Origin of the sequence: Knoellia remsis (genome assembly GCF_003002895.1) — a bacterium.
Lineage (GTDB): Bacteria > Actinomycetota > Actinomycetes > Actinomycetales > Dermatophilaceae > Knoellia > Knoellia remsis.
The window spans coordinates 31,238-54,018 of the sequence record NZ_PVTI01000008.1 but is presented as its reverse complement, the minus strand read 5'-3'; the positions used below and the strand labels follow the sequence as shown (position 1 = coordinate 54,018).

Here is a 22,781-nt window from a genome sequence, read left to right as displayed (position 1 = left end):
GCTCAGCCGCCGCCAGGCACGTGCGGCCGCGTCAGTCCTCCATGCCGAGACCGCGGCGGCCGATCGTGTTCAGCTGCTCGGGCTGGAAGCGGCCCTCCCACTCACGCTCGTAGTGCTCCTCGGGGAAGTCCGCGGGGCTGGAACCCGACAAGAACGCCTCGCGCACGCTCGCGGCATACGCCTCGTTGCGCGGGCACCACGGCGCGGCGGGGATGTACATGACATTCCCCCAGCCGACCTGGTCCTCCACCTCGGCCACCGAATGAATGAGGTCGCAGTGCCACCACACGGTGTCACCGGCACGCACGTCCGGGATCCCGGAGACAGCCTCCATGAGCAGCGGGTGCCACTTCCACGTGATGGGGAACGTCTGGTTGTGCGCGACCCCGCAGAGCTCGTCCTCGGGGACGTCGTCGAGCAGCGGCCGCAGCATGAGGTAGGCCATCGCCTCGGGGATCGGCACCGTGTGCAGCACGCCCTGGTCATGACCCATGTCCGAGAGCGCCGTCCACCCCTGGAAGGTGCGGAAGGCCGAGCACATCGTCGACGCGGGGTAGTTCACGGCGTCGGTCCGGTAGGCCGCGTCCCACGGGTCGTAGCTCTCGACGTCACCGGAGAAGAGGTGCCGGAACACCTGCTGGTACCCCTGCGTCATGAAGAGGTCGATCGAGCCGGTGTCGAGGTGCGTCCCGAGCCCGGCGGAGTCGGTGCCCGGCGGGCGACGACGGATGCGGTCGGGGTACATCGAGTCGCGCTCGGGGTCGAACCACTGCTGACCCTGCGAGTCGTGCTTCCACATGCCGTTGAGGAACCCCTGGACGGCGGCCATGCGCGGGCTCTGCCGCGCCTCCATCTGCGGCACGGACCAGTAGATCGGGTAGATCTCCGGCACGCTGTCGACGCTGGCGAAGAAGTCGTCGGCCGGGCCGGTGTAGGTCTCGAAGAACCGGTTACGCGTCGTGTAGTCGACGATCTGCTGGTCCCAGTCGAGCGCCTGCTCGTGCGGGAACGTCCCACGGACGACGGCACACCCGCGCTCCTTGACCTTCGCGGCGAGCTCCTCGGGGACGGTCCCGTTCGCGATGTCGGCGAAGTCGATGACCGGCCACACCTCCTCACCGGCCTCGCGCTCGGCGCGGATGTTCTCGACCTTGGCGCTGATCCGGGCCTCGAGGTCGGCGAAGTGCTCCTCGACCGTGCGGCCGCTCTCGGCGATGCGGGCACGCAGCGCGCCCTTGATCTCACGGATCGCCCCGGACACGTCGGTGGGCTTGGTCTCCCAGTGCGGGAGAGGTTGGCTCTGCTGGGTGCTGTCTGCCGTGGTGGTCATCGTCGACCCTTCCATCCGCTTGGTGAGGACTCCTGACTAAAGCCTGTGGCCCCACCATAGCGCCGTCATCTGCTACTTTGCAAGGACTCCTAACGAAAGGCGCCCGGTGTCCGTCGACCTTCCCTCGCTCGACCTACTCCGATCGCTCAGCGACCGGCATGTCCTCGCGGCCGTGGCGTCCTCCCCCGGCGTCACCCGCGCGGCCGTCGCCGCCACCACGGGCCTGTCCAAACCGACCGTCTCGCAGAGCGTCGCCCGCCTCCTCGACACCGGGGTGCTCGCCGAGGGCGAGCGCACCACGGGCGGGCGCGGCCGGGCCGGCACCACCCTCACCGTCGACGCCGCCGCCGGGTGCGCCCTCGCCGTCCAGGCCGGGCCGGGTGGCGTCGTCGGCGAGCTCGTCGCCCTCGATGGCCGCATCCTCGCCACCCGCCGCCGCGCCGTGAGCGTCCCGGTCACCTCGCGAGCGCTCGGCCGCGCCCTCGTCGAGGTATGCCGTGCGCTCGCCTCCGACTCGCCGGGGCCGGTTCGCGTGGTCACCGTGTCGGTGGCCGACCCTGTCGACCGGCGCACCGGCCGGGTCGTCGAGCTTCCCGAGAGCCCGTTCCTCGTCGGCGAGCTCGATGTTGTGGACCTGCTCGAGGGGGTCGTGCCCGTGCGCCCGGTCGTCGACAACGACGTGAGCTGGGCGCTCCTCGCCGAGCAGGCCCGGGGCGTGGCGGCGGGCGTCGACGACGTCCTCCAGCTCTACCTCGACGACGGCATGGGTGCGGCGATCCTCACCGGCGGCCGGCTGCTCCACGGCTCGCGCGGGCTCGCCGGTGAGATCGCCTACGCGCAGGCCCATGCACCGGCTCGCGGCTCGCGCCGGGCCGTGAGCGACACCCTCATCGGCTGCGTCGAGGCCCTCGGTTACCTCCAGCCTCGGGGTCGGGCCGTTGACACAACCCGGCTCGTCGCCGACCTCGACGCCGACCGCCCGACGGCGCTCGCCGTCGCCGAGGCCGTGGCCGGCGTCGCCCGTGCCCACGCCTACCTGCTCGACCCGGAACTGGTCGTGCTCAGCGGAGGCTGGGGACGGCATACCCGCATCGTCGACGCAGTGACCACCACGCTCGGTGACGCGGGCGGGGTCACGGCCACCGTCGCACCCGCCGAGGTGACCGACGACGCACCCCTCGTCGGCGCCCGCGCCACCGCCGTCGACGCCCTCCTCGACACCTGGCTAGTGGCTTAGCCAAGCCTAGCCATGTGGTCTACGATGGGCCCATGCCCACGCAGGTCAACGTCCACGAGGCGAAGTCGCAGCTCTCCAAGCTCATCGAGAAGGTCCTTGCCGGAGAGCAGGTGACCATTGCCCGCGCGGGCAAACCCGTCGTCGACCTCGTCGTGCACGAGGAGCCGAAGATCGTCTTCGGCGTCGAGGGCTGGGTGGGGATGAGGCATGACCCGGAGCTCTTCGACGGGATCGACCCGGACATCCAGGAGATGTTCTACGGCAAGGACTGGGACCGGTGATCCTCGACACGAATGCACTGCTGTGGCTTTTCGAGGACTCGCCCTTGCTCGGGCCGCAGGCCAGGGGACGCATTGAGGCATCGAAAGTGTGGTTCTCGGCGGTGTCGGTCACCGAGGTGACCATCAAGGCAGCGATCGGCAAGCTGCCTTCGGGTGACGTCGAGCAGGCAGCGCTGCGTGCAGGCTTGGCAGAGCTTCCGCTGACGGCGACGCATGGCGCTGCGATCGCACTCTTCCCGACGCTCGTGCGCCATGACCCGTTCGACCGGATGCTCCTGGCCCAGGCGCAGGTCGAGGCGATGCCACTGCTGACATCTGACGCAACCCTCCTCGCCGCCGCACCGGAGCTCACCCTCGACGCGCGGTCCTAGCCCGGCGACGTCGCCCCTGACCCGCCCGAACCTGTGGAACAGTGCACGCATGCCACTGCGGTCACTGGGTCTGGGCTGGACGGTCAAGGGCGACGGGCGCACCCTCGTCCCGGACGACGTCGTCGCTCCCGATGAGCGGCTCGGCTGGGGCCGGACCGTCGGCCTCGGGGCGCAGCACGTCGTCGCGATGTTCGGGGCGACGTTCGTCTTCCCGCTGCTCATGGGGCTCAACCCGCAGCTCGCGATCATGATGAGCGGCATCGCGACGATCGCGTTCCTGCTCATCGTCGGCGGGCGGGTGCCGTCCTACCTCGGCAGCTCGGCGTCGTTCGTCGGCAGCGTCGCCGCGATCCGCGCGCAGGGCGGCGACTCGGCCGAGGTCACCGGCGCGATCCTCGTCTGCGGTGTCGTCCTCGTCGCCATCGGCGCCGCGATCCACCTGCTCGGCACGCGAGCCCTGCACCGCATCCTCCCGCCCGTCGTCACCGGCGCCGTCGTCATGCTCATCGGCTTCAACCTCGCGCCCGTCGTCGCCGACACGTACTGGCCACAGGACCAGTGGGTCGCGCTCGCGACGATGCTCTTCACCATCGTGTGCGCGGTCGCGTTCACCGGGTTCGTCGGGCGCATCGCCGTCTTCCTCGCCCTCGTCTTCGGGACGGCGCTGTCCTGGGTGCTCGACCGCCTGCTCGGGCCGATCACGTCGGTGCTCGGTGGTGCGACCGAGGCGACCGAGCACTTCCGGACGTCCTTCGCCTCCGTGGGTGAGGCGGCGTGGTTCGGCTTCCCGCCGGTCACGTCGGTGGCCGCGGACGGCAAGGAGGTCGCGGGTTTGCACACCCCGACGTTCTCGCTCGCCGCGGTGCTCCTCGTCCTGCCCGCCGTCATCGCCCTCGTCGCCGAGAACACCGGCCACGTCAAGGCCGTCGCCGAGATGACCGGCTCCGACCTCGACGCCGACATGGGGCGCGCCATCGCCGCCGACGGCGTCGGCACGGTGATCTCGAGCGCGGTCGGCGGCCCGCCCACGACGACGTATGCCGAGAACATCGGCGTCATGGCGTCGAGCCGGGTCTACTCGACGGCGGCGTACTACGTCGCCGCGCTCGTCGCGATCCTCTTCGGCCTGTCACCGAAGTTCGGCGCGCTCGTGTCGTCGGTGCCCGGTGGCGTCCTCGGCGGCATCACCGTCGTCCTCTACGGCATGATCGGCCTGCTCGGCGCGAAGATCTGGAAGGAGAACGGGGTCGACTTCGCCAACCCGGTCAACCTCGTCCCGGTCGCAGCCGGCGTCATCATCGGCATCGGCGACGTCCAGCTGAGGATCACTGACGGCTTCTCCCTCGGCGGCATCGCCCTCGGCACGATCGTCGCCATCGGCGCCTACCACCTCGCCCGCGCCATCGCCCCGGCCGTCCTGCGCGAGCGGGCCGACGCCGCGCACGGCGCCGTCGTCATCGGCGACCGCGTCTACGGCGACGAGGACGGCGTCGACGACCTCTACCAGCACAAGGACTGAGCCGAGGGGCAACCTCCGGCTCAGGCCGTCGGGACGACGAAGAGGAGCCACGTCACGAGCGGGGCGATGACCACGATGCTCATCCCCCACACCATGAGCTTGCGGAAGACCATCTCGCGCGTGTCGGCCTCGGCGTTGGCGACGACGAGGGCACCGTTCGTCGAGAACGGGCTGCAGTCGACGACCGAGCTCGAGATCGCGAGTGCGGCGATGAGCCCGACGGCGCTGACCTGGTCGGTGAGCAGGAACGGCACCGCGAGGGGGATGAGCGCGCCGATGATGCCGGTCGTCGACGCGAACGCCGAGACGACGGCACCGATGACACAGATGAGCAGGGCCGCGACGAGCGGCGCGCCGACGCTGGCGACGCCCTCGCCGAGCCAGTCGACGACGCCCTGGTTCTGGAGCAGCGTGACGTAGGTGACGATGCCGCCGACGAGGAGCACCGTCCCCCACGAGATCTTGTCGACGGCGCCCTTGGCCGACGCGGGGAAGGCCAGCGTGAGGAGCACGGCGATCGTCAGCGCGACGAAGCCCACGTCGAGGTCGAAGCCGAGGGCCCCGATGATGAGCGCGACGAGGCCCAGCAGGGTGAGCGTGCGCTGTGCGTTGAGCCGGTGGGTGTCGCCCTCGGGGAGGGCCGGGTTGGTCACGGTGCGCTGCGCCTCGGTTGCCGAGTGCGGCTCGCCCCACCCCTGGTCGGCCCGCAGGCCCTCGCGGGCCGCGCCGCCCGCGGTCTCGTCGAGGGCGGCGAGGGCGGCGGTGTCGCGTCCTCGGGACATGAGCTCACGACCGCCGAAGGCGAAGTAGGCCGCCGCGGCGATGACGGTGGACGCGAGAAAGGCCGAGACGGCGAGCAGGAGCGGGTTGCCCGGGATGTCGTTCGACTCGACGACGCCGTTGGTGATCGACCCGAAGATTCCGATGGGGCTGAAGCTGCCGGCGGTGGCGCCCTGGACGACCATCATCCCCATCATCACCGGGTGGATCTCGTAGCGCAGGGCGAACCCCATGGCGACCGGGGCGACGATGGCGACCGCGGCCGGGCTGACGGCGCCGATGGCGGTGACGATCGCGCAGACGAGGAACATCGCCCACGGGACGAGCGCGACCCGTCCGCCGACCGCCCGGACCGCGCCGTGGACGATCCAGTCCACCGTCCCGTTGTTCTTCGCCAGGGCGAAGAGATAGGTCACGCCGACGAGGATGACGAACAGCCCCGCGGGGAAGCCGTCGAGGATCTCGTCGACCTCGATCCCGTAGACGGTGAGGCCGACGACAAACGCCGCCACGAGCGCGAGCGCACCCATGTTGACGCCGCGCAGGGTGGCGATGAGGAACACGATGACGAGGACGGCCAACGCGATGATCTCGTGGGACATGGGCCCGCTTCCTTCTGGTCGACGGCGACGAGGGAGTGAGCGAGATCATGCCAGTGGACTAGCCACCTGACAACCATGCCACTTAGAATCCTCGGCATGAGCAACGGTGCGGACGAGCGCGGGCGACGGTTCCAGCCCCTGCGGCGAGAGCGGCTCTACGAGAGCCTGGCCACGCACATCTCCGACTTCATCGAGGCCCAGGGGCTCACACCCGGGGACCGCCTCCCTCCCGAGCGCGAGCTCGCGGCCGAGCTCGGTGTCTCCCGCGCCACGCTCTCCCGCGCTCTCGCGGCACTCGAGACCAAGGGCCGCATCGAGGTCCGCCACGGCGTCGGCGCCCTCGTGCGCGACACCTCCCTCGCGGCGACGACCGCCGTCGCCCTCGGCCTCGAGGTGCGCGAGCGCGACGAGGTCCTCCTCGCCCGCGAGGCGATCCTCGCCGGCCTCGCCCGGGCCGCGGCGAGCAACGGACAGGCCAGCCTCAAGCTCGCCCTCCTCGCCGACGACGGCACCCCGCGCACCTTCGTCGACACGTGGCGCTGCGTGCGCCGGCTCGCGTCATCCCCCGTCCTCGCCGATCTCGACGACACCCTCGTCGCAGCGAGTGTCACGCCCGAGGACACCCCCGCGATGCGCCGTCACCTCGACGAGCTCGCCACCGCGATCCTCGCGGACGACCCCGCGCGTGCCGCCCTCTCGGTGACCGGGATGCTCACCGACACCCGCTGACCGTATGCCGTCCGCGCGCCTCGCGCGGGCGGCATACGGACCGCTCGCCCGCCTTTGCCGACACGACCACCACCCGCGACCACCACGAGGAAGGTCCACCGTGACCGACGCACCACAGGGTCCGCTGCAGGACATCACCGTCGTCGACCTGTCCCGCGCCCTCGCCGGGCCACACGCGGCAATGATGTTGGGAGACATGGGCGCTCGCGTCATCAAGGTCGAGTCACCCGGCACCGGTGACGACACCCGGGGCTGGGGACCGCCATTCGTCGGACCCGAGGACGACCCGGTCTCGACGTACTTCCTCTCGGCGAACCGCAACAAGGAGTCGATCGCACTCGACCTCAAGTCCGACGACGGTCGCGACGTCCTCACCCGGCTCGTGCGCCGCGCCGACGTCCTCGTCGAGAACTTCCGGCCCGGGGTGCTGGACCGGCTCGGGTTCCCCGTCGAGCACCTGCACGAGCTCAACCCGCGGCTCGTCGTCCTCGCCATCAGCGGCTTCGGCCACGACGGGCCACAGGGTGGCCGCGCCGGCTACGACCAGATCGCGCAGGGCGAGGCGGGGCTGATGTCGGTGACCGGGCCCGACGCGGACACCCCACAGCGGGTCGGGGTGCCGATCGGCGACCTGCTCGCCGGCATGTACGGCGCGTACGGCGTGGTCGCCGCGCTCCACGAACGCGACCGCACCGGCCGGGGTCGCGTCGTCCGCACGAGCCTGCTCGCCGCGATCGTCGGCGCGCACGCGTTCCAGGGCACGGCGTACACGGTCGCGGGTCACGTCGGCCGCGCCCAGGGCAACCACCACCCGAGCCTCACGCCCTACGGCCTCTTCCACTGCGCCGACGGCGACATCCAGGTGGCCTGCGGCTCGGAACCGTTGTGGGTCAAGCTCGCCGACGCCTTCGGCCTCGATCCCGCAGCACCCGGCATGGCGACGAACCGGCAGCGCACCGAGAACCGGGACGCCGTCGTCGCCGCGCTCAACGAGACCTTCGCGACGTGGCGTCTCGACGACCTGCTCCCCCGGCTCGCCGAGCTCGGCATCCCGTCGGGCGAGGTCCGCACCATCGACCGCGTCTATGACTGGGACCAGACCCGCTCGCAGGGTCTCGTCCTCGACGTCGACCACTCGGTGCTCGGGCCCATCGAGATTCCGGGACCGCCGATCCGCTTCGACGACAACGCCTTCGCCGGTGGACGCGAGAACCACCTGGCGCCGCCGACCCTGGGTGAGCACGACGCGTCGATCCGGGCGTGGCTCGACGAGGAGGAGAACGCATGAGCGCACGCAGCGAGGCACCCGGCCAGGCACCGAGTCGGCCGACGTCGCGCGAGCTCATCGACGCCGTCCTCGACGAGGGCAGCTGGCAGTCGTGGGACGAGGCGCCGCTCGCGGTGGCCGCCCCCGGTAGCCCGTATGCCGCGGACCTCGCCGCGGCGGCCGAGAAGGCCGGCACCGACGAGGCGATCGTCACGGGCGAAGGCCGCATCCGCGGTCACCGGGTCGCGGTCATCGCCGGCGAGTTCCGGTTCCTCGCCGGGTCCATCGGGGTGGCCGCCGCGGAGCGGATCGTGCAAGCCTTCGAGCGGGCGACGCGGGAGCGCCTGCCGCTGTTCGCCGCGCCGGCCTCGGGTGGCACCCGGATGCAGGAGGGCACGCCCGCCTTCGTGACGATGGTGAAGATCTCGGCGGCGGTCGCGGCCTACAAGCGCGAGCACCTGCCCTACATCACCTACCTCCGGCACCCGACGACCGGCGGGGTCTTCGCGTCCTGGGGCTCGCTCGGGCACGTCACCGTCGGTGAGCCGGGCGCGACGATCGGCTTCCTCGGCGCGCGCGTGTACGAGGCTCTGTACGGGCAGCCGTTCCCCGAGGGCGTGCAGACGGCGGAGAACCTCTTCGCCCACGGCCTGCTGGACGCCGTTCTTCCCGTGGAACTGCTCACCGAGACGGCCGGTCGCTTCCTCGACCTCGTGCTCGCGCCCCACGACACGACGCCGGCGCCCGAGGTGCCGGACGATCCGGTGCCCGACCTGCCGGCCTGGGAGTCGATCACGTTGTCCCGCAAGCCTTCCCGCCCCGGGGTGCGGGCCCTGCTCAAGCTCGGAGCCACCGACGTCCTGCCGCTCTTCGGCACGGGCGCGGGTGAGTGGGACTCCTCGCTCTTCCTCGCGCTCGCGCGGTTCGAGGGCACACCCTGCGTCGTCCTCGGGCAGGACCGGCGCGGGGAGCAGGCCGAGGCCCCGCTCGGGCCGTCGGGGCTGCGCGTCGCCCGGCGCGGGATGAGGCTCGCGACCGAGCTCGACCTGCCCCTCGTGAGCATCATCGACACCGCGGGAGCCGCGTTGTCGAAGGAGGCCGAGGAGGGCGGCATGGCCGGCGAGATCGCGCGCTGCCTCTCCGAGCTCGTCATGCTCGAGGTGCCGACCGTGTGCGTGCTGCTCGGCCAGGGCACGGGCGGTGGAGCGCTCGCCCTCATGCCGGCCGACCGCGTCATCAGCGCGCAGCACTCGTGGCTCTCACCGCTCCCGCCGGAGGGCGCCTCGGCGATCCTGCACCGCACCCCCGACCGGGCACCCGAGCTCGCCACCCAGCAGCGCGTGAGGTCCCTCGACCTGCTCGAGGACGGCATCATCGACCGGATCGTCGCCGAGCACCCGGACGCGAGCGAGGAGCCCGAGGACTTCTGCCGCCGCATGGCGCAGGCGATCCGGCACGAGCTGACCACGCTCGAGCCGCTCGACCCGACGGGCCGGATGTCGGCGCGGCACGCCCGCTACCGCAAGTTGTAGTTCACCCGCCGTACCGCCACGGTGTACCGCAAGCGGTGGATCCGGCAGAAGCTGACTGTCCGACCTCGATGTCACCATCGGATCATGACGAGCCGGATTCAGGACACAGTAGCCGGAGGAATGACACCGGCCCAACTTAACGTCATGCGGCGGCACTGGATTAAGACCGCCTTCATACAGGCCGGGGTCCTCATCTTCGCCGGCCTAGTGGCCTGGTCCGCAGGTGCACAATTGACGTCCCACGATGCACGCGGGTGGAATATGGTCTGGGGCGAGGCACTAGATGCATCATCAGCACTTTCAACGCAGATCGCCTGTGTCACCTTGGTGGCCGCCATCTCCATCGCCGTGGCGACATCATCCCATCGCAATACCGAGGTGACGGAACTGGCGCAGATTAGATTCAGCGTCTGGCGCAATGGCATGACTCATTTGGCGAACTTCAGCGCAGCGGCGAGTGTCACGGTGGCGTGTGCCGTCACGCTTGCCGAGCCGGGACGAGGAACACTCTTGGTGCTCATGAGCTTCGTTGCTGTAGGCCTAGCCGTCCTCATCGGGCAAGACAAGACACCGGCCGAGATAAGCATGCTCAAGGACGAGTCCGTCAAACGAGCGCAACGGGCCGAGATGCGGATCGCAGATGCTAGAAGCCGGATACTGGCGCCCATCTCTTGGGACGCCCGATGGTACTCAACTGCACTCTCGGCGGTGGCGTGGGTTGTGGTTCTTTGGGGCGCCTCAACGCTTTTCGCAACAGGATTGTTGACTGTTGTGGCTGCCCTGTCGCCGCACGACGTAGTGCAACCAACAGCGTTCCTCCGTCTCAGCGCAAGAACGGCGACGTTCGTAAGTCTTAGTCTGTGGATCGGCTATCTGACGTGGGTGCAGGCGTACGGCGCACTGACCGAACACCCGTGGCGTTTGCAGTTGTCTCGCTTGGCGGTCTGGATCCTCATTCCGGCTGGTGTGCTGGGTTCTGTCTTCCACGGCGACCAAGTTTCTTGGATGATGCTTGCGGGAGCTCTCTGGCTATGTCTGGCGACAGGCCAAGTGTGGCTCCTGGCACTCGTCCTTCATCGAGGTCGACTGGGAGACCCTCTGAGCGCATTACTGTGGCGACCAGTGACGTGGGCCCTGGAACGTGACTCGCGCGCAGCTCAGCGCAGAGCGGAAGCGGTGGTCGCGGGGTCGGCGGCCACCTGGTTCGGAACACCACTAAAGCTGAACATTTCTGATGCGGGACATATGGACCGGAGTAGACGCCGGGGAGCCTAGAACGGGTCCATGCCCACGGTGCGGAAACCGGTGTTGCCGGTCGATGAGTCCGGGGTGTTGCCGGTGCGGGCGGCGTTGCGGTAGCGGTTGCAGTACGAGTCGTGGCAGAGGTAGGACCCACCGCGCATGACCCGGGTCTGCCCGAACTTCGGGCCCGTCGGGTCCGTCGTCGCCCCGGAGCGCACCCGCAGCTCGTAGGTCCTTGGGTTGAACCAGTCGGCACACCACTCCCACACGTTGCCCACCATCTGGTGCGCGCCAAACCCGTTGGGAGAGAACGCATCCCACGGCGCCGTCGCGATGAACCCATCGGTCTCGTCGTTGCGCGTCGGGAACTCGCCCTGCCAGATATTGCACTGCCACTCCCCCGCCGCGTCGAGGAGGTCGTCGCCCCACGGGAAGCGCGCGGACGGCATACCGCCGCGCGCAGCGCGCTCCCACTGCGCCTCCGTCGGCAGCCGGCGACCGGCCCACTCGCAGTAGGCGACCGCGTCGTTCCAGCTCACGTGGACGACCGGGTGGTCACCGAGCCCGTCGAGGTCGGACTGCGACCCGCCCGGGTGACGCCAGTCCGCCCCGCGCACGCCCATCCACCACGGCGTGCCCGGCACCGGCTGCATGACCTCGTCGTGACGGGCCCGCAGCGCGAGGTGGAAGACGGCCGAGTAGCCGAACCGCTCCGCCTCGGTGACGAAGCCGGTGTCCTCGACGAACCGCGCGAAGTCGTCGTTGGTCAACGAGTGCGCGTCGATCTCGAAGGCCGACATGGTCACGTCGTGTACCGGCGTCTCGCCGTCGCCGACGTTCTCGTCGCCGTGGGCGTCACCCATCGCGAACGTCCCTGCGGGGACGGCGACCTGGGCGACCGTATGCCGGCCGCGCGCCTCCTCCGGCCCGCTCGCCGCGGGTTCCGGGAGCGAGACGTCACCGTCCCCACCCAGGGCGTCGCGTCCCGGCCCGCAGCACGACCCGCCGCTCATGACGGCTCCTCCTCGAGTCCGGTGGGCACGGGCTGGCTCGGGTGAGGCGTGTCCCCGAGCCGCCGCTGCTCCAGCCACAGGCGCCGGGTCAGGTCGTCGCGCACGTCACGGTAGGCCGGGTCGGCCCAGACGTTGCGCAGCTCGTGCGGGTCGGCCGCGAGGTCGTAAAGCTCCCACTCCGGCGGGTAGACCGCGGGGCCGCAGCCGGGCAGGCCCATGCCGTCGTTGTAGAAGTAGATGAGCTTGTACCGATCGCTCCGGTAGCCGTAGTGGGCCGGAGCGCGGTGGCTCGGGTCGTCGTTCTCCCAGTAGCGGTAGTACATGCCGGAGGACTCCGGCTCCGAGCCCGCCCCGACGTCACGACCACCACGGGTGATGTCACCCCAGAAGCTGCGCCCCTGCATCCGCGGATGCGGTGGTACCCCTGCCGCCTCGAGCAGCGTCTGGGCGAAGTCGACGTTCGTCACGATCCCATCGTGCACGCTGCCCGCTGGGACACGACCGGGGGCACTGAGCAGCAACGGCATTCGCAGTGACTCCTCATACATGAACCGCTTGTCGAACCACCCGTGGTCACCGAGGAAGAAGCCTTGGTCCGACGAGTAGACGAGCACCGTGTCGTCGAGCTCGCCCCGCTCGCGCAGCGCGTCGACGAGACGGCCGACGTTGTCGTCGACGGAGCCGACGCACGCGAGGTAGTCCTCCATCCAGCGCTGGTACCTCCAGCGCGCTTCCTGCTCAGGTGACAGCCCGGCGGGTACCGGTTCCTTGAGGTCGCTCTCCGTGAGGTCGTCCGCGACGCGCATCGCGGCCCGCCGGGTGGACTCCGACCGGGTCGCATAGTCATCGTCGAAGGTCGCCGGCACCGGGATCGGGTCACGGTAGAGCCCGGCCTGGGCCTCGTCCGGCTCCCACGGCCGGTGCGGCGCCTTGTGGCAGACGAGGAGGCACCAGGGCGCCTCGTCGTCGAGCGACTCGAGCCAGCCCAAGGCGAGGTCGGTGATGACGTCGGTCGCGTACCCGGGTTCGACCCTCAGCCCGGCCTCGGACAGGAAGCGGGGGTCGACGTACTCGCCCTGGTCGATGAGCACGTCCCAGTGGTCGAACCCCTGCGGATCGTGGGAGACCCCGTCGGTCGAGCCGTCGCCCATGTGCCACTTGCCGACGATCGCCGTGCGGTAGCCGGCCTCCCGCAACAGGGAGACGAACGTCGGCTGGGAGGCGTCGATGAAGGTGCGCAGCGTGCGGACGCCGTTGACGTGGCTGTGGGTGCCGGTGAGGATCGACGCCCGGCTCGGCGCGCACAGCGAGTTCGTCACGAAGCACTTCTCGAAGCGCACCCCGGCGGCACCGATCGCGTCGATGTGCGGCGTGCGGTTGACCACCGAGCCGTAGGCGCCGACCGCGCCCGCGCCGTGGTCGTCGGTGAGGACGAACGCGATGTTCGGCCGTCGTGCGGTGCTCGACGTCATCACGCTCACCTCCTCGCTCCGGTCACGCCCGGCGGCTCAGTGCGCGAAGTGTCGGGTGCCGGTGAAGTACATCGTCACCCCGGCCGCCTTCGCCGCCTCGATGACCTCAGCGTCGCGCATCGACCCGCCGGGCGCCACGACCGCGCGCACCCCGGCATCGAGCAGCACCTGGAGCCCGTCGGCGAAGGGGAAGAACGCATCCGACGCCGCGACCGCACCACGCGCCCGGTCGGCGCCGCCGGTGTTCGCCCGGCTCACGGCGAGGTGGCACGAGTCGACCCGGTTGACCTGACCCATACCGATGCCGACGGCGGCCCCGTCTCGGGCGAGCAGGATGGCGTTGGACTTCACCGCGCGCACCGCCCGCCACGCGAAGGCGAGGTCGGCGAGGGTCACCTCGTCGGCGGCGTCACCGGACACGAGGGTCCAGCGCGACGGGTCGTCGCCACCGGTGACCGCACCGTCCTCGCCGCTCACCTCGGCGTCGACACGGTCGACCGACTGCATGAGCAGGCCGCCGCTGATGGGCCGCGTCTCGACGTCGGCTCCGCGGCCGCCGCCGGAACCCGCGTCGTCGAGGCGCAGGATGCGGATGTTCTTCTTGCCCTGCAGCACCTCGAGGGCGCCGTCCTCATAACCGGGCGCGACGATGACCTCGGTGAAGACGTCGGCGACCTGCTCGGCCATGGCCCGGCTCACCGGGCGGTTCGCCGCGATGATGCCGCCGAAGGCGGACACGGGGTCGGTGGCGTGTGCCGCGGCATACGCCTGCTCGATCGAGTCGCCGACGGCGATGCCGCAGGGGTTCGCGTGCTTGATGATCGCGACGGTCGGCTGGTCGCCCTGGTCGTGCGCGGCCCGCCATGCCGCGTCGGTGTCGACGTAGTTGTTGTAGGACATCTCCTTGCCGTGCAGCTGCTCGGCGGCGGCGACACCCGGGGCGCCGGAGACGTAGAGCGCGGCGCGCTGGTGCGGGTTCTCGCCGTAGCGCAGGACGGCCGAGCGCTGCCACGTCGCGCCGGCCCACGCCGGGAAGCCCGAGCCGTCGCTCGTGTTGACGTAGGCGTTGCCCATCCACGACGCGACGGCCGTGTCGTAGTCGGCTGTGTGCACGAACGCCTGTGCCGCAAGGCGTTTGCGCTCCTCGAGCGTGAAGCCCTCGCCGCGTGCCGCGTCGAGGACCGCACCGTATGCCGCGGGGTCGGTGACGACGGCGACGCTCGGGTGGTTCTTGGCCGCCGCGCGGACCATCGACGGGCCGCCGATGTCGATGTTCTCGACGATGTCGTCGGGCGACGCCCCGGAGGCCACGGTCTCGCGGAACGGGTAGAGGTTGACGACGACGAGGTCGAATGGCTCGACGCCGAGCTCGCCGAGCTGGGACACGTGGTCGGGCTTGCGGGTGTCGGCGAGGATGCCCGCGTGCACCATCGGGTGCAGGGTCTTGACCCGCCCCTCGAGGCACTCCGGGAAGCCGGTGAGGTCGGCGACCTCCGTGACGGGGATGCCGAGGCCCTCGATGAGCTTCGCCGAACCGCCGGTCGACACGATGGTCACGCCGGCCTCGTGCAGTCCGCGGGCGAGCTCCTCCAGTCCAGTCTTGTCGAAGACGGAGATGAGCGCCCGGCGGATCGGGCGGCGGTCCTGGGTGGGTCCGGGCTTGCTGACGGACACGGCCATGCTGGCGGGCTCCTTCACGGTGCGGCGGGGTGTGCCGGTTGAGCGGCGGTCGCACCCAGGCGGGCGATGCGATCCCAGTTGACTCCCCGGTGGTGGTCCACCCGCGCCAGTCGTCGGCCCGAGTCTATCGACGCGGCAGCGAGGAGCCGAATCCGGCGACGACGTCGACGATGAGCTCGCGCTCGACCACCTTGATCCGCTCGTGCAGCGTCTCCTCGGTGTCGTCTTCGCGCACGTCCACGACCCGCTGGGCGATGATCGGCCCGGTGTCGACCCCGGCGTCGACGTAGTGCGCTGTCGTGCCGGTGACCTTGACGCCGTGCGCCAGCGCGTCCCGCACGGCATGCGCCCCGGGGAAGCTCGGCAGCAGCGCCGGATGCGTGTTGACGACGGGCACGCCCGCGAGGACGGCCGGCCCGAGGATCTTCATGAACCCGGCCGAGACGACGAGATCCGGTGTGCGAGAGGCGATCTCGTCGGCAAGGGCGACGTCCCAGGCACCGCGGTCCGGGAAGTCGCGCACCCGGCATACGAACGTCTCGATGCCGGCGCGCTGCGCGCGCGCCAGCCCTTCGATCCCGTCCCGGTCCGCACCCACCGCGACGATCTCGACGCCGTATGCCGCGTCGCGGCTCGCGTCGATCAGCGCCTGGAGCAGGGTGCCCGACCCGGACACGAGGACGACGGTCCGGATCGGGGCGCTCACGCGCTCACCCTACTTGGCGGCGTAGATGCCGATCTCCCAGATGGAGTAGCCCCAGGTCGAGGCCCGGTCGACGCCCTGGATCCGCACGTAGTTCACCGGGGCGGTCTGGTCGAACGTCACGATGTCAAAGTTGCACGTCGTGTCGGTGACGTCCTTGACGGTCGTCCACGTCTGTCCGTCGACCGAGGTCTGGACCTTGTATGCCGTCGCGCACGCAGGCTCCCACTTGACCGTCACCGCGGAGACCGCGGTCGGCTCGGCGAGCTTGACCTGGACCCACTCGCCGTCGGTGTAGCCGGACGCCCAGCGGGTGCCGTTGTCGTTGTCGTTGACGTAGCGCGGCTGGAACCGGGCGAGGTCCTGCTCGACGCTCGATGCGGACGCCGTGCCCTGCGGCGCGATGTTGACCGCGTCGCCGATCTCCCACATGTCGAGGGTGAGCCCGGCGCGGGCGAGGAAGGTGTCGAGGACGCCGTCGGCGATCTTGACGCGGGCCTCACCCCACGTGTTGTCCGCCGGCAGGACCCGCACCGCCGCGGCCTGCTTCGACAGCTCGGCCGAGGAGGCTCGCTGCGCGTCCGAGGTCGCCTTGTCACCGTCGAGGCGGGCCTGGAGTGCGTCGAGCATGTCGATTGTCGACCGACCCCAGAGGAGCGTCGCGTCGAGCCAGGGCTTCGCGTCGGAGACGAAGCCGGGGTCGACGGCACCGGCCCGGATCGTCGTGGGCGCGGCGAGGATCGCCTCGGCGTAGGCCCGCAGCGTCGTGATGGCGCCGGCCTTGTCGCCGGACTCCCACGTCGCCCAGAACGCGTCGATGCGCGCCTTGAGCTCGGGCGCCTGCGGCTGCCACGGCTGACCGAACGTCGGCGCCATGGCGTTGAGGTCGGCGAAGACCCGCAGCGCGGCCGTCGCGGCCTCGTCGTCACCGGCGAGGTAGCGCATCGCCTCGACCCACGCCTCGTCAGCGTCGTAGCCCGTGTCGTTCCACGAGAAGTCGAACATCGCCGTCTCGACGATCTTGCTCGCGGCCGCCTGGTTCATCGGGTTCGACACGATCCCGGCGAGGTATTGCGACAGACCCGGCTCGCGCTTGACGTACTTGCCGAGGAGCAGCCGCCCGGAGGTGTTGCCGTAGTCGTTGACGGGGTAGTTGTCCCAGAGGAACGTCGGGCCGCCGAAGACCGTCGCGGCCTGCTGCGCCTGGGCGATGCTGATCGACTGCGGGACGACGTCGTTGCCGGTCCACATGACGACGACGTCCTCGTCCATCGTCCGCAGGGCGCGCTTGTAGCCCGACTCCGTCGTGTTGTAGTACTCCGTCGGCACCATCTGCAGCGGGAAGGTGCCGTCCTTGGTCTCGATCCACTCCTTCTGCAGGCGGGTGAGCAGCTCGGCCTGGGCGCGACCGGCGATCGTCGCGTTGGCGGACCCGTACTTCGCCTGGTCGGCCGCGCAGCTCCACCGGCTGAGGTTGATGTCGTCGAGGGCGACGTTGAAGGCACGCACGCCCACGGCATACATCTGCTCGAACTTCGTCACGACCGCCTGGTAGTCCGCCTCGCTCGAGTAGCAGACCGTGTTGCCCGGCGACAACGCGAACGTGAACCGGACATGGTTCGCGGTCGCGGTCTTGACGAGCTCGGTGAGCTCGGCGAGCTTGTCGGCGGGGTACGGCTCACGCCAGCGGTCGCGGTGGTACGGGTCGTCCTTGGGGGCGTAGATGTAGGTGTTGGCCTTCATGTCCCCGTAGAACTTCAGCTGGTCGAGCCGCTCGGCATGCGTCCACGGGTTGCCGTAGAACCCCTCGGTGGCACCGCGCAGCGGCATCGCGGGGAAGTCGTTCACCGAGGCACCCGCGACCTTGAAACCGCCGTCGTCCTGCGGGATGAGCAGCTGGTCGAGGGTCTGGACGGCATAGAACTGACCGGCGCCGTCGGCACCACCGAGGGCGATCCGGCCGACCTTGCGGCCCGAGCCGTCGACCCGCACGGCATACCCCTCGGCCTTCGTCGGGACGCCGGTCGCACCGAGCGCGGAGGTGACGTCGGCGCGGGTCGCGGCCCCGAGGTGGATCGTCAGGGGCGCCCGGCCGCTGGTGCTCGCCCGCTCGGTGACCTTGCCGACACCGTGCTCGGCCAGCAGCTCGCGCAGCGCGGTGCGGGCCGCGGCGTCGGTGCTCGCGTCGACGACGACCTCGACGTTGCCGGGGAGCGCGATGTCGGCACCGGCCCGCGAGATCGACTGCGGCGTGGGCGTGACGGTGGGCAGGGGGGTCGGCGCGGGAGCGGCCTGCGCCGTGAGCGGGACAGCGGTCCCGGCGAGGACGAGGGCGAGCAGCCCTCCGGCAGCGGTCGCGCGGCGAGGTGAAAGCATCGTTGCTCCAATGGTCTAGACCAGCCAGTGGTGCCACTGTGGCGGCAATCCCTCGATGTGTCAACGGAACGCTCACTCGAACTGCGCAGGATCACCACCCTCCGTCGGGCATCATGGGCGAATGTCCGCCGAACCCGTCACCACCTGGCGCGACGACCTGCGCGCGCGCGTGCTCGCGCTGCCGCCGGGTGGCCGCCTCCCCGCCGAGCGCGCCCTGGCGGAGGAGTGGGGAGTCGCGCGGATGACGGTACGCAGCGCCATCGCCGCACTCGCCCGCGAGGGCCTCGTCCGGACGGTGCACGGCTCCGGCAGCTTGCGGACCACGCCGCCGTTCTCGCTGCGCGTCCATCTCGGATCCTTCGCCGAGGCGGTGCGGGCCACGGGCATGCAGCCACACACCCGCCTGCTCGGCCTCGAGGACGACGCCGACCCGCCGAGCGAGGTGGCCGACCACCTCGGGGCCGCCGGGCTGCCCGCGGTGCTCGTGCGCCGACTGCGCCTCGGTGACGACCTCCCACTCGCCCTCGAAGAAGCCTGGCTGCCCCGGACCCTCGTCCCCGACCTCGACGAGGACGCCGCCCGCGGCAGCCTCTATGACCACCTCGCGGCGGCGGACCTCCTGCCCGACTCGGGGCACGAGACCGTGCGGGCCGACCTGCCGGAACAGGACGAGGCGGACCTGCTCGGCATCTCCACGAGCCGCCCGGTACTGCGACTCACCCGCCGGGCGACGGTGCGCGACACCCCCGTCGAGTTCGCTCGCGCGGTCTTCCCGGCCGACCGGCACGAGCTGTCCTTCGACCTCGGCCCGGAGCGCTTCCGCCGGCCCTGAGAACCCCGCCGGCCTTGAGGACCCTCCTCAGCGGCGCAGCCGCCACGCGTCCCAGAGGACGACGAGCAGGGCTCCGACGAGCAGCTCCGCCCCCAGTGCGAGGGTGAGCCACAGCGCCGGGGCTCCGACGTCCGCGAGCCGGTAGGCGCCGAGCGAGCCGCCTGCGACGGCGTCGAGCACCCCGACGGCGAGCGCCACGATGAGGGACGCCACAGCCGCCACGGAGACCTTCGTGCGCATCGAGGACAGCCGCGCGACGGCCTTCAGGGACCTGCGGCCGATGAGGCCACCGACGAGCACGGGCACGAGGGTGAGGAGCCACGCGAACCACGGGTACTCCCCCGGTTCGGGCACGGCACCGAGGACGGGGATGAGCGGCATGAGCCCGGTGCTCGACCCGTTGAGCGAGACGTGGGCCCCGTCGACGACGGAGAACCCGGGCCCGGCGAGGAAGGACAGCGCCCACAGGGCGAGGTTGGGGAGCGCTCCGACCTGGGCGGCGAGCAGCAGCAGCCCGCCGAAGAACCCGCCGCCGACTTCCGCCTGCAGGCCCGCCACGGACTCCCAGCGGACCACGACCGCGACGAGGACGAGGAGTGCCCCCAGCCCGAGCAGGGTGAGCAGGCCCCGCAGCGCCGGCGACCATGCGCGACGGACACTCTCGGGGATCGCCGAGCCGTCGAGCCGGGACCCGAGGACGTCGCCGGACGCCGACAGCCGCCGCAGCGCGACGACGAGGCCCAACGCCGGGACGACGACGGCCGGCAGGACGAGGGTGACCCAGCGCAACGGAAGCGACCCGGCGAGGGTGAGCGCGGCCGCGAGGGCGACGGCGACGGCATACCCGACCCACCAGCGGCTGGCGACGGCCACGACCGACCGCGGGAGCGCATCGGCCACGAGCTCGTCGTCGGGGTCGGCGTCCTCGAGGGCACGCGCGGCGCCACGGGCGGCGACGAGCACGGTCATGGCGCCGAGAAGGAGAGGGACGAAGGCGATGGTCGCCGCACCGGCCCCGAGGTGCGCACCCTGGACGAGAAGCCACAGCGACGACGCCGCTCCGAGCGGCTCGGCGAGCGACCCACCGTCACGCGGGTCGAGCATCCAGCCGAGCACCGTCACGACCACGACGACGAGCAGCGAGAGCAGGCCCGTGAGCAGCCCCACGAGCACGTCACGCAACGGTCCGGGGAGCCATGGGGCGACCTCGCGCGGACCATCGCCGGGCGCGCCGTCGTCGGGCGCCTCGTCGCTGGCGGGGCGCACCCCCCGAAGCAGATCCATGACCGTCATCGCGCCCAGTCTCCCCCTCACACCCGCCGCCACCGCGAAGCACACGCCGACAGCAGCCCGGTTCACAACATCGCTGCGAGTTCCCGACATCGCTAGGGTGAGTGCGATGAGCGGGGACCGTGGGGCACGAGGGGCGCCGGAGGCCGTCTTCGACCGGGTCGGCGCCACCTACGACGACATCCATGCCGACAACCCGGCACAGCTCGAGGCACTTGAGGACCTCGTTGCGCGGCTCCCGGATGGCGGCGTCGTCCTCGACCTCGGCTGCGGCACGGGCCGGCCCGCGGCCGACGTCGTGACCGGTGGGGGGCGCGACTACGTCGGGGTGGACGAGAGCGAGGTCATGCTCGACCTCGCTCGGGCCACCGGGCGTGCGCGAGCACTGTTCCGTCGAGCGGACCTGCGCGACACGTCGGCCTGGCCGCCCGGCGTGACCGGTGCGGTGGCTCACTTCTCCCTCCTCATGCTCTCGCGCGACGACATCGAGTCCGTGCTCCGCGCGCTGGCCGCGCACCTCCCGCAGGGCGGCCTGCTCTCGCTGGCGATGGTCGAGCTCGACGCCGACAGCGTGCCGGTGGACTTCCTCGGCGAGACCCTCGTCGTGTCCGGCTACACCAGGGACGGGTTGCGCCGTGTCGTCGAGGGCGCCGGTTTCGACGTCGAGAACCTCGTCGCGCACACGCACCTGCTCGACGACCGGGCCGAGACCCAGCTCTACGTCCTGGCGACCCGCACGGGGACCGCACACGAGCCACGGTGAGGCGGGGGTGACGCCGGGCTGAGACGCGGCCAGTCGCTCCGCCCGACCCGGATGCAACCTCGGAACCGGCCGGATGCGTCTGCCGGAGTGACAGGATGGGCAACGGCGTCGACACCCGGGGAGGTCGCGTGCGAGACAGGAGGAAGGCCGAGGATGCCTTCGACGACTTCTACCGCACCACCGCGTCCCGGGTGGTCCACCTCGTCTACGCCACGACGGGCGACCTCACCGTGGCCCAGGACGCCACGCAGGAGGCCTACGCCCGGGCATGGCGGGACTGGGACCGGGTGTCCGGCCACGACGACGCGCTCGCCTGGGTGCGCACCGTCGCCCGCCGGATCGCGATCTCCGAGTGGCGCCGCGGCGAGTCCCGGGGCCGCGCCCACGCGAGGCACGGTCTCGTCCAGACCCAGCCACCACCGAACGAGGACCGCGCCGTCGTCGTCGCCGCCCTGCGCACCCTGAGCCCGCCACTGCGCGAGACCCTCGCATTGCACTACCTGGCCGACCGCAGCATCGACCAGATCGCGGCCGAGCTCGACGTCCCGCCGGGCACGGTCAAGGCCCGGCTGCACCGGGGCCGCAACCAGCTCGCGCAGCTGCTCCGCGGCCCCGACCGCCCCCCGGAGAGCACACCCGTCATGAGACCAGCCAGCACCTCAAGGAAGGAGAACCGTCATGGATGACCTGCGTACCCCCGGCTCGTGGTCACCCGAGGACGACGCGTTCCTCCGGGGTGCCCTGCTCACCCTCCGCACCGACGTCGAGGCCGCACCGCTGCCCCACCCGGAGCAGGTCCGGGTCCGAGGGGACTCCCTGCGTCGCCGCCGGGCGATCGCCTACACCGCGGCCGTCGCCGCCGCCGCGATCATCGTCGCCGCCCTCGGGTTCCGCGGGCTCGGGCGCGAGGACGCCGCTCCCCCACCGCTGCCGGCGACCCAGTCGCCGACCCCGACGTCGACGAACCCGTCACCGACGCCGACCCCGACTCCGACGACGAGCTCGCCAAGCCCGACGACCACCCCGTCTCGACCGACCCGCACCGCGAGCTCGACCCCGACCCCGACCTCACCGCGGCCCACCACGAGCACGGGCCGGCCGAGCGCTCGACCCTCGCCGACATCGCAACCATCGTCGCCGCCCGGTGAGGCGCTGCCGGTCGTGCACTGGCGCGGATCCGGCGAGCTGCCCGCCAGCCGGTTCCTCCCGGCCTCGGTCTGGCAGGACGCGGGCGTGGCCGGCACTCACGAGATCGTCTCGGAGTGGCCGCCGGAGGCGGAGTTCGGTGCCTTGAGCGCCTGCGACGTCAAGGCCGACGTCGACAACGCCGGGATCACCCACCTGAAGGACACGACGACGGACGACTTCGTCGGCAGCCAGCGGATCCAGACGTCGAACTTCTCCTCCGACGGCGACACCAACGACTCCGAGCCGGACGCCGCCGTCCGTGCCACCCTGGCGGACCGCTCCTGCGCCGACCGGGGCGTGGTCGACCGCGTCGAGGGGCCCCGCCCCGGCACCGTCGCGGTGGTCTTCGACTACGGCTACGGCCGCTTCACCGACTACCTCGGGTACGTGGCGATGCGCGGTGACCGCAACACCGCCACCATCTCCCTCAACGCCCGCAAGGGCACGCCCACCGCAGCGGCGTGGGACCAGCTCGGGCGCCTCATGGACGCCGCCGCGCAGCGGTGACCGCACCGAAGGGCGCGCACGAGCACACACGCGAGCGGGCGGCATACCGAGTCCATCCGGTATGCCG

At 71.2% G+C, this 22,781-nt stretch carries 20 protein-coding genes and 1 riboswitch; of the genes, 12 read left to right on the top strand and 8 right to left on the bottom strand.

The window, feature by feature from the left end; translation table 11 throughout:
- Positions 1–31 precede the first annotated feature (31 nt).
- Complete coding sequence (locus tag BCF74_RS06495; protein ID WP_106297212.1) at positions 32–1,330, bottom strand: DUF1479 domain-containing protein; 1,299 nt, start codon at positions 1,328–1,330, stop codon at positions 32–34.
- A gap of 106 nt (positions 1,331–1,436) precedes the next feature.
- Between BCF74_RS06495 and BCF74_RS06490 the strand changes: the two genes are divergently transcribed.
- Genes BCF74_RS06490 through BCF74_RS06475 form a run of 4 tightly spaced genes read left to right on the top strand, consistent with a single transcriptional unit; the run spans position 1,437 to position 4,738 of the window.
- Positions 1,437–2,567 (top strand): ROK family transcriptional regulator, encoded by a 1,131-nt coding sequence (locus tag BCF74_RS06490; RefSeq protein WP_106297145.1) that lies wholly within the window; start codon positions 1,437–1,439, stop codon positions 2,565–2,567.
- Positions 2,568–2,599: 32 nt separating this feature from the next.
- On the top strand, positions 2,600–2,848 hold the full coding sequence (locus tag BCF74_RS06485; protein ID WP_106297144.1) for a type II toxin-antitoxin system Phd/YefM family antitoxin: 249 nt from the start codon (positions 2,600–2,602) through the stop codon (positions 2,846–2,848).
- Positions 2,845–3,219 carry a type II toxin-antitoxin system VapC family toxin gene (locus tag BCF74_RS06480; RefSeq protein ID WP_218279211.1) on the top strand — a complete coding sequence of 125 codons (375 nt, stop codon included), beginning with the start codon at positions 2,845–2,847 and terminating at the stop codon, positions 3,217–3,219. Before BCF74_RS06485 ends, BCF74_RS06480 begins: the two co-directional genes overlap by 4 nt.
- A gap of 49 nt (positions 3,220–3,268) precedes the next feature.
- Positions 3,269–4,738 (top strand): uracil-xanthine permease family protein, encoded by a 1,470-nt coding sequence (locus BCF74_RS06475; protein WP_106297142.1) that lies wholly within the window; start codon positions 3,269–3,271, stop codon positions 4,736–4,738.
- Positions 4,739–4,758: 20 nt separating this feature from the next.
- On the opposite strand, the gene BCF74_RS06470 is transcribed toward BCF74_RS06475, so the two are convergent.
- Positions 4,759–6,120 (bottom strand): SLC13 family permease, encoded by a 1,362-nt coding sequence (locus BCF74_RS06470; protein WP_106297141.1) that lies wholly within the window; start codon positions 6,118–6,120, stop codon positions 4,759–4,761.
- A gap of 96 nt (positions 6,121–6,216) precedes the next feature.
- On the opposite strand from BCF74_RS06470, the gene BCF74_RS06465 reads away from it, so the two are divergent.
- The 4 genes from BCF74_RS06465 to BCF74_RS17060 all read left to right on the top strand — a co-directional run bounded on the left by BCF74_RS06465 (position 6,217) and on the right by BCF74_RS17060 (position 10,923).
- Positions 6,217–6,849: a FadR/GntR family transcriptional regulator gene (locus BCF74_RS06465; protein ID WP_106297140.1), complete on the top strand. Its 633-nt coding sequence runs from the start codon at positions 6,217–6,219 to the stop codon at positions 6,847–6,849.
- Between the two features lie 100 nt (positions 6,850–6,949).
- A complete protein-coding gene (locus BCF74_RS06460; protein WP_245889249.1) occupies positions 6,950–8,137 on the top strand; it encodes a CaiB/BaiF CoA transferase family protein in 1,188 nt (395 codons plus the stop codon).
- A complete protein-coding gene (locus BCF74_RS06455) occupies positions 8,134–9,648 on the top strand; it encodes a carboxyl transferase domain-containing protein (RefSeq protein ID WP_106297138.1) in 1,515 nt (504 codons plus the stop codon). Before BCF74_RS06460 ends, BCF74_RS06455 begins: the two co-directional genes overlap by 4 nt.
- An 84-nt stretch (positions 9,649–9,732) precedes the next feature.
- Positions 9,733–10,923, top strand: coding sequence for a hypothetical protein (locus BCF74_RS17060; protein WP_146132888.1), 1,191 nt, complete (start codon positions 9,733–9,735; stop codon positions 10,921–10,923).
- Here the strand turns inward: BCF74_RS17060 and BCF74_RS06450 are convergent.
- The 5 genes from BCF74_RS06450 to BCF74_RS06430 form a co-directional block, all read right to left on the bottom strand.
- The gene (locus BCF74_RS06450) at positions 10,920–11,903 is read right to left on the bottom strand and encodes a formylglycine-generating enzyme family protein (RefSeq protein WP_106297137.1); all 984 of its coding nucleotides are present in this window, start codon (positions 11,901–11,903) and stop codon (positions 10,920–10,922) included. The genes BCF74_RS17060 and BCF74_RS06450 overlap by 4 nt on opposite strands.
- Positions 11,900–13,375, bottom strand: coding sequence for a sulfatase family protein (locus BCF74_RS06445; protein ID WP_106297136.1), 1,476 nt, complete (start codon positions 13,373–13,375; stop codon positions 11,900–11,902). Before BCF74_RS06445 ends, BCF74_RS06450 begins: the two co-directional genes overlap by 4 nt.
- A 36-nt stretch (positions 13,376–13,411) precedes the next feature.
- Positions 13,412–15,055 carry a bifunctional phosphoribosylaminoimidazolecarboxamide formyltransferase/IMP cyclohydrolase gene (gene purH / locus BCF74_RS06440; protein ID WP_106297135.1) on the bottom strand — a complete coding sequence of 548 codons (1,644 nt, stop codon included), beginning with the start codon at positions 15,053–15,055 and terminating at the stop codon, positions 13,412–13,414.
- A 46-nt stretch (positions 15,056–15,101) separates the two neighbouring features.
- A riboswitch (ZMP/ZTP riboswitch) is annotated at positions 15,102–15,179 on the bottom strand.
- Entirely contained in the window at positions 15,180–15,761 is a 582-nt protein-coding gene (gene purN, locus BCF74_RS06435) for a phosphoribosylglycinamide formyltransferase (protein WP_245889248.1), read from the bottom strand. It abuts the riboswitch before it with no gap.
- 9 nt (positions 15,762–15,770) lie between these two features.
- The gene (locus BCF74_RS06430; protein WP_106297134.1) at positions 15,771–18,134 is read right to left on the bottom strand and encodes a glycoside hydrolase family 84 protein; all 2,364 of its coding nucleotides are present in this window, start codon (positions 18,132–18,134) and stop codon (positions 15,771–15,773) included.
- A gap of 121 nt (positions 18,135–18,255) precedes the next feature.
- On the opposite strand from BCF74_RS06430, the gene BCF74_RS06425 reads away from it, so the two are divergent.
- The gene (locus BCF74_RS06425) at positions 18,256–18,966 is read left to right on the top strand and encodes a GntR family transcriptional regulator (protein WP_170070156.1); all 711 of its coding nucleotides are present in this window, start codon (positions 18,256–18,258) and stop codon (positions 18,964–18,966) included.
- A 27-nt stretch (positions 18,967–18,993) separates the two neighbouring features.
- On the opposite strand, the gene BCF74_RS06420 is transcribed toward BCF74_RS06425, so the two are convergent.
- The gene (locus BCF74_RS06420) at positions 18,994–20,259 is read right to left on the bottom strand and encodes a cell division protein PerM (RefSeq protein WP_170070155.1); all 1,266 of its coding nucleotides are present in this window, start codon (positions 20,257–20,259) and stop codon (positions 18,994–18,996) included.
- 106 nt (positions 20,260–20,365) lie between these two features.
- Here BCF74_RS06420 and BCF74_RS17285 point away from each other — a divergent pair, with 106 nt between their 5' ends.
- The 3 genes from BCF74_RS17285 to BCF74_RS06405 all read left to right on the top strand — a co-directional run bounded on the left by BCF74_RS17285 (position 20,366) and on the right by BCF74_RS06405 (position 22,714).
- Positions 20,366–21,019 carry a class I SAM-dependent DNA methyltransferase gene (locus tag BCF74_RS17285; protein ID WP_170070154.1) on the top strand — a complete coding sequence of 218 codons (654 nt, stop codon included), beginning with the start codon at positions 20,366–20,368 and terminating at the stop codon, positions 21,017–21,019.
- Positions 21,020–21,147: 128 nt separating this feature from the next.
- Positions 21,148–21,705, top strand: a complete 558-nt coding sequence (locus BCF74_RS06410) for an RNA polymerase sigma factor (RefSeq protein WP_245889247.1) — start codon at positions 21,148–21,150, stop codon at positions 21,703–21,705.
- Positions 21,698–22,714 carry a hypothetical protein gene (locus tag BCF74_RS06405; protein WP_106297129.1) on the top strand — a complete coding sequence of 339 codons (1,017 nt, stop codon included), beginning with the start codon at positions 21,698–21,700 and terminating at the stop codon, positions 22,712–22,714. Before BCF74_RS06410 ends, BCF74_RS06405 begins: the two co-directional genes overlap by 8 nt.
- Positions 22,715–22,781: the final 67 nt, after the last annotated feature.

Excerpts from the sequence above, each read along its gene's own strand:
- BCF74_RS06495 (WP_106297212.1), bottom strand. The coding sequence starts at position 1,330 with ATGACCACCACGGCAGACAGCACCCAGCAGAGCCAACCTCTCCCGCAC.
- BCF74_RS06485 (WP_106297144.1), top strand. The coding sequence starts at position 2,600 with ATGCCCACGCAGGTCAACGTCCACGAGGCGAAGTCGCAGCTCTCCAAG.
- BCF74_RS06475 (WP_106297142.1), top strand. The coding sequence starts at position 3,269 with ATGCCACTGCGGTCACTGGGTCTGGGCTGGACGGTCAAGGGCGACGGG.
- BCF74_RS06470 (WP_106297141.1), bottom strand. The coding sequence starts at position 6,120 with ATGTCCCACGAGATCATCGCGTTGGCCGTCCTCGTCATCGTGTTCCTC.
- BCF74_RS06465 (WP_106297140.1), top strand. The coding sequence starts at position 6,217 with ATGAGCAACGGTGCGGACGAGCGCGGGCGACGGTTCCAGCCCCTGCGG.
- BCF74_RS06455 (WP_106297138.1), top strand. The coding sequence starts at position 8,134 with ATGAGCGCACGCAGCGAGGCACCCGGCCAGGCACCGAGTCGGCCGACG.
- BCF74_RS17060 (WP_146132888.1), top strand. The coding sequence starts at position 9,733 with ATGACGAGCCGGATTCAGGACACAGTAGCCGGAGGAATGACACCGGCC.
- BCF74_RS06450 (WP_106297137.1), bottom strand. The coding sequence starts at position 11,903 with ATGAGCGGCGGGTCGTGCTGCGGGCCGGGACGCGACGCCCTGGGTGGG.
- BCF74_RS06445 (WP_106297136.1), bottom strand. The coding sequence starts at position 13,375 with ATGACGTCGAGCACCGCACGACGGCCGAACATCGCGTTCGTCCTCACC.
- purH (WP_106297135.1), bottom strand. The coding sequence starts at position 15,055 with ATGGCCGTGTCCGTCAGCAAGCCCGGACCCACCCAGGACCGCCGCCCG.
- BCF74_RS06430 (WP_106297134.1), bottom strand. The coding sequence starts at position 18,134 with ATGCTTTCACCTCGCCGCGCGACCGCTGCCGGAGGGCTGCTCGCCCTC.
- BCF74_RS06425 (WP_170070156.1), top strand. The coding sequence starts at position 18,256 with ATGTCCGCCGAACCCGTCACCACCTGGCGCGACGACCTGCGCGCGCGC.
- BCF74_RS06420 (WP_170070155.1), bottom strand. The coding sequence starts at position 20,259 with ATGACGGTCATGGATCTGCTTCGGGGGGTGCGCCCCGCCAGCGACGAG.
- BCF74_RS17285 (WP_170070154.1), top strand. The coding sequence starts at position 20,366 with ATGAGCGGGGACCGTGGGGCACGAGGGGCGCCGGAGGCCGTCTTCGAC.
- BCF74_RS06405 (WP_106297129.1), top strand. The coding sequence starts at position 21,698 with ATGGATGACCTGCGTACCCCCGGCTCGTGGTCACCCGAGGACGACGCG.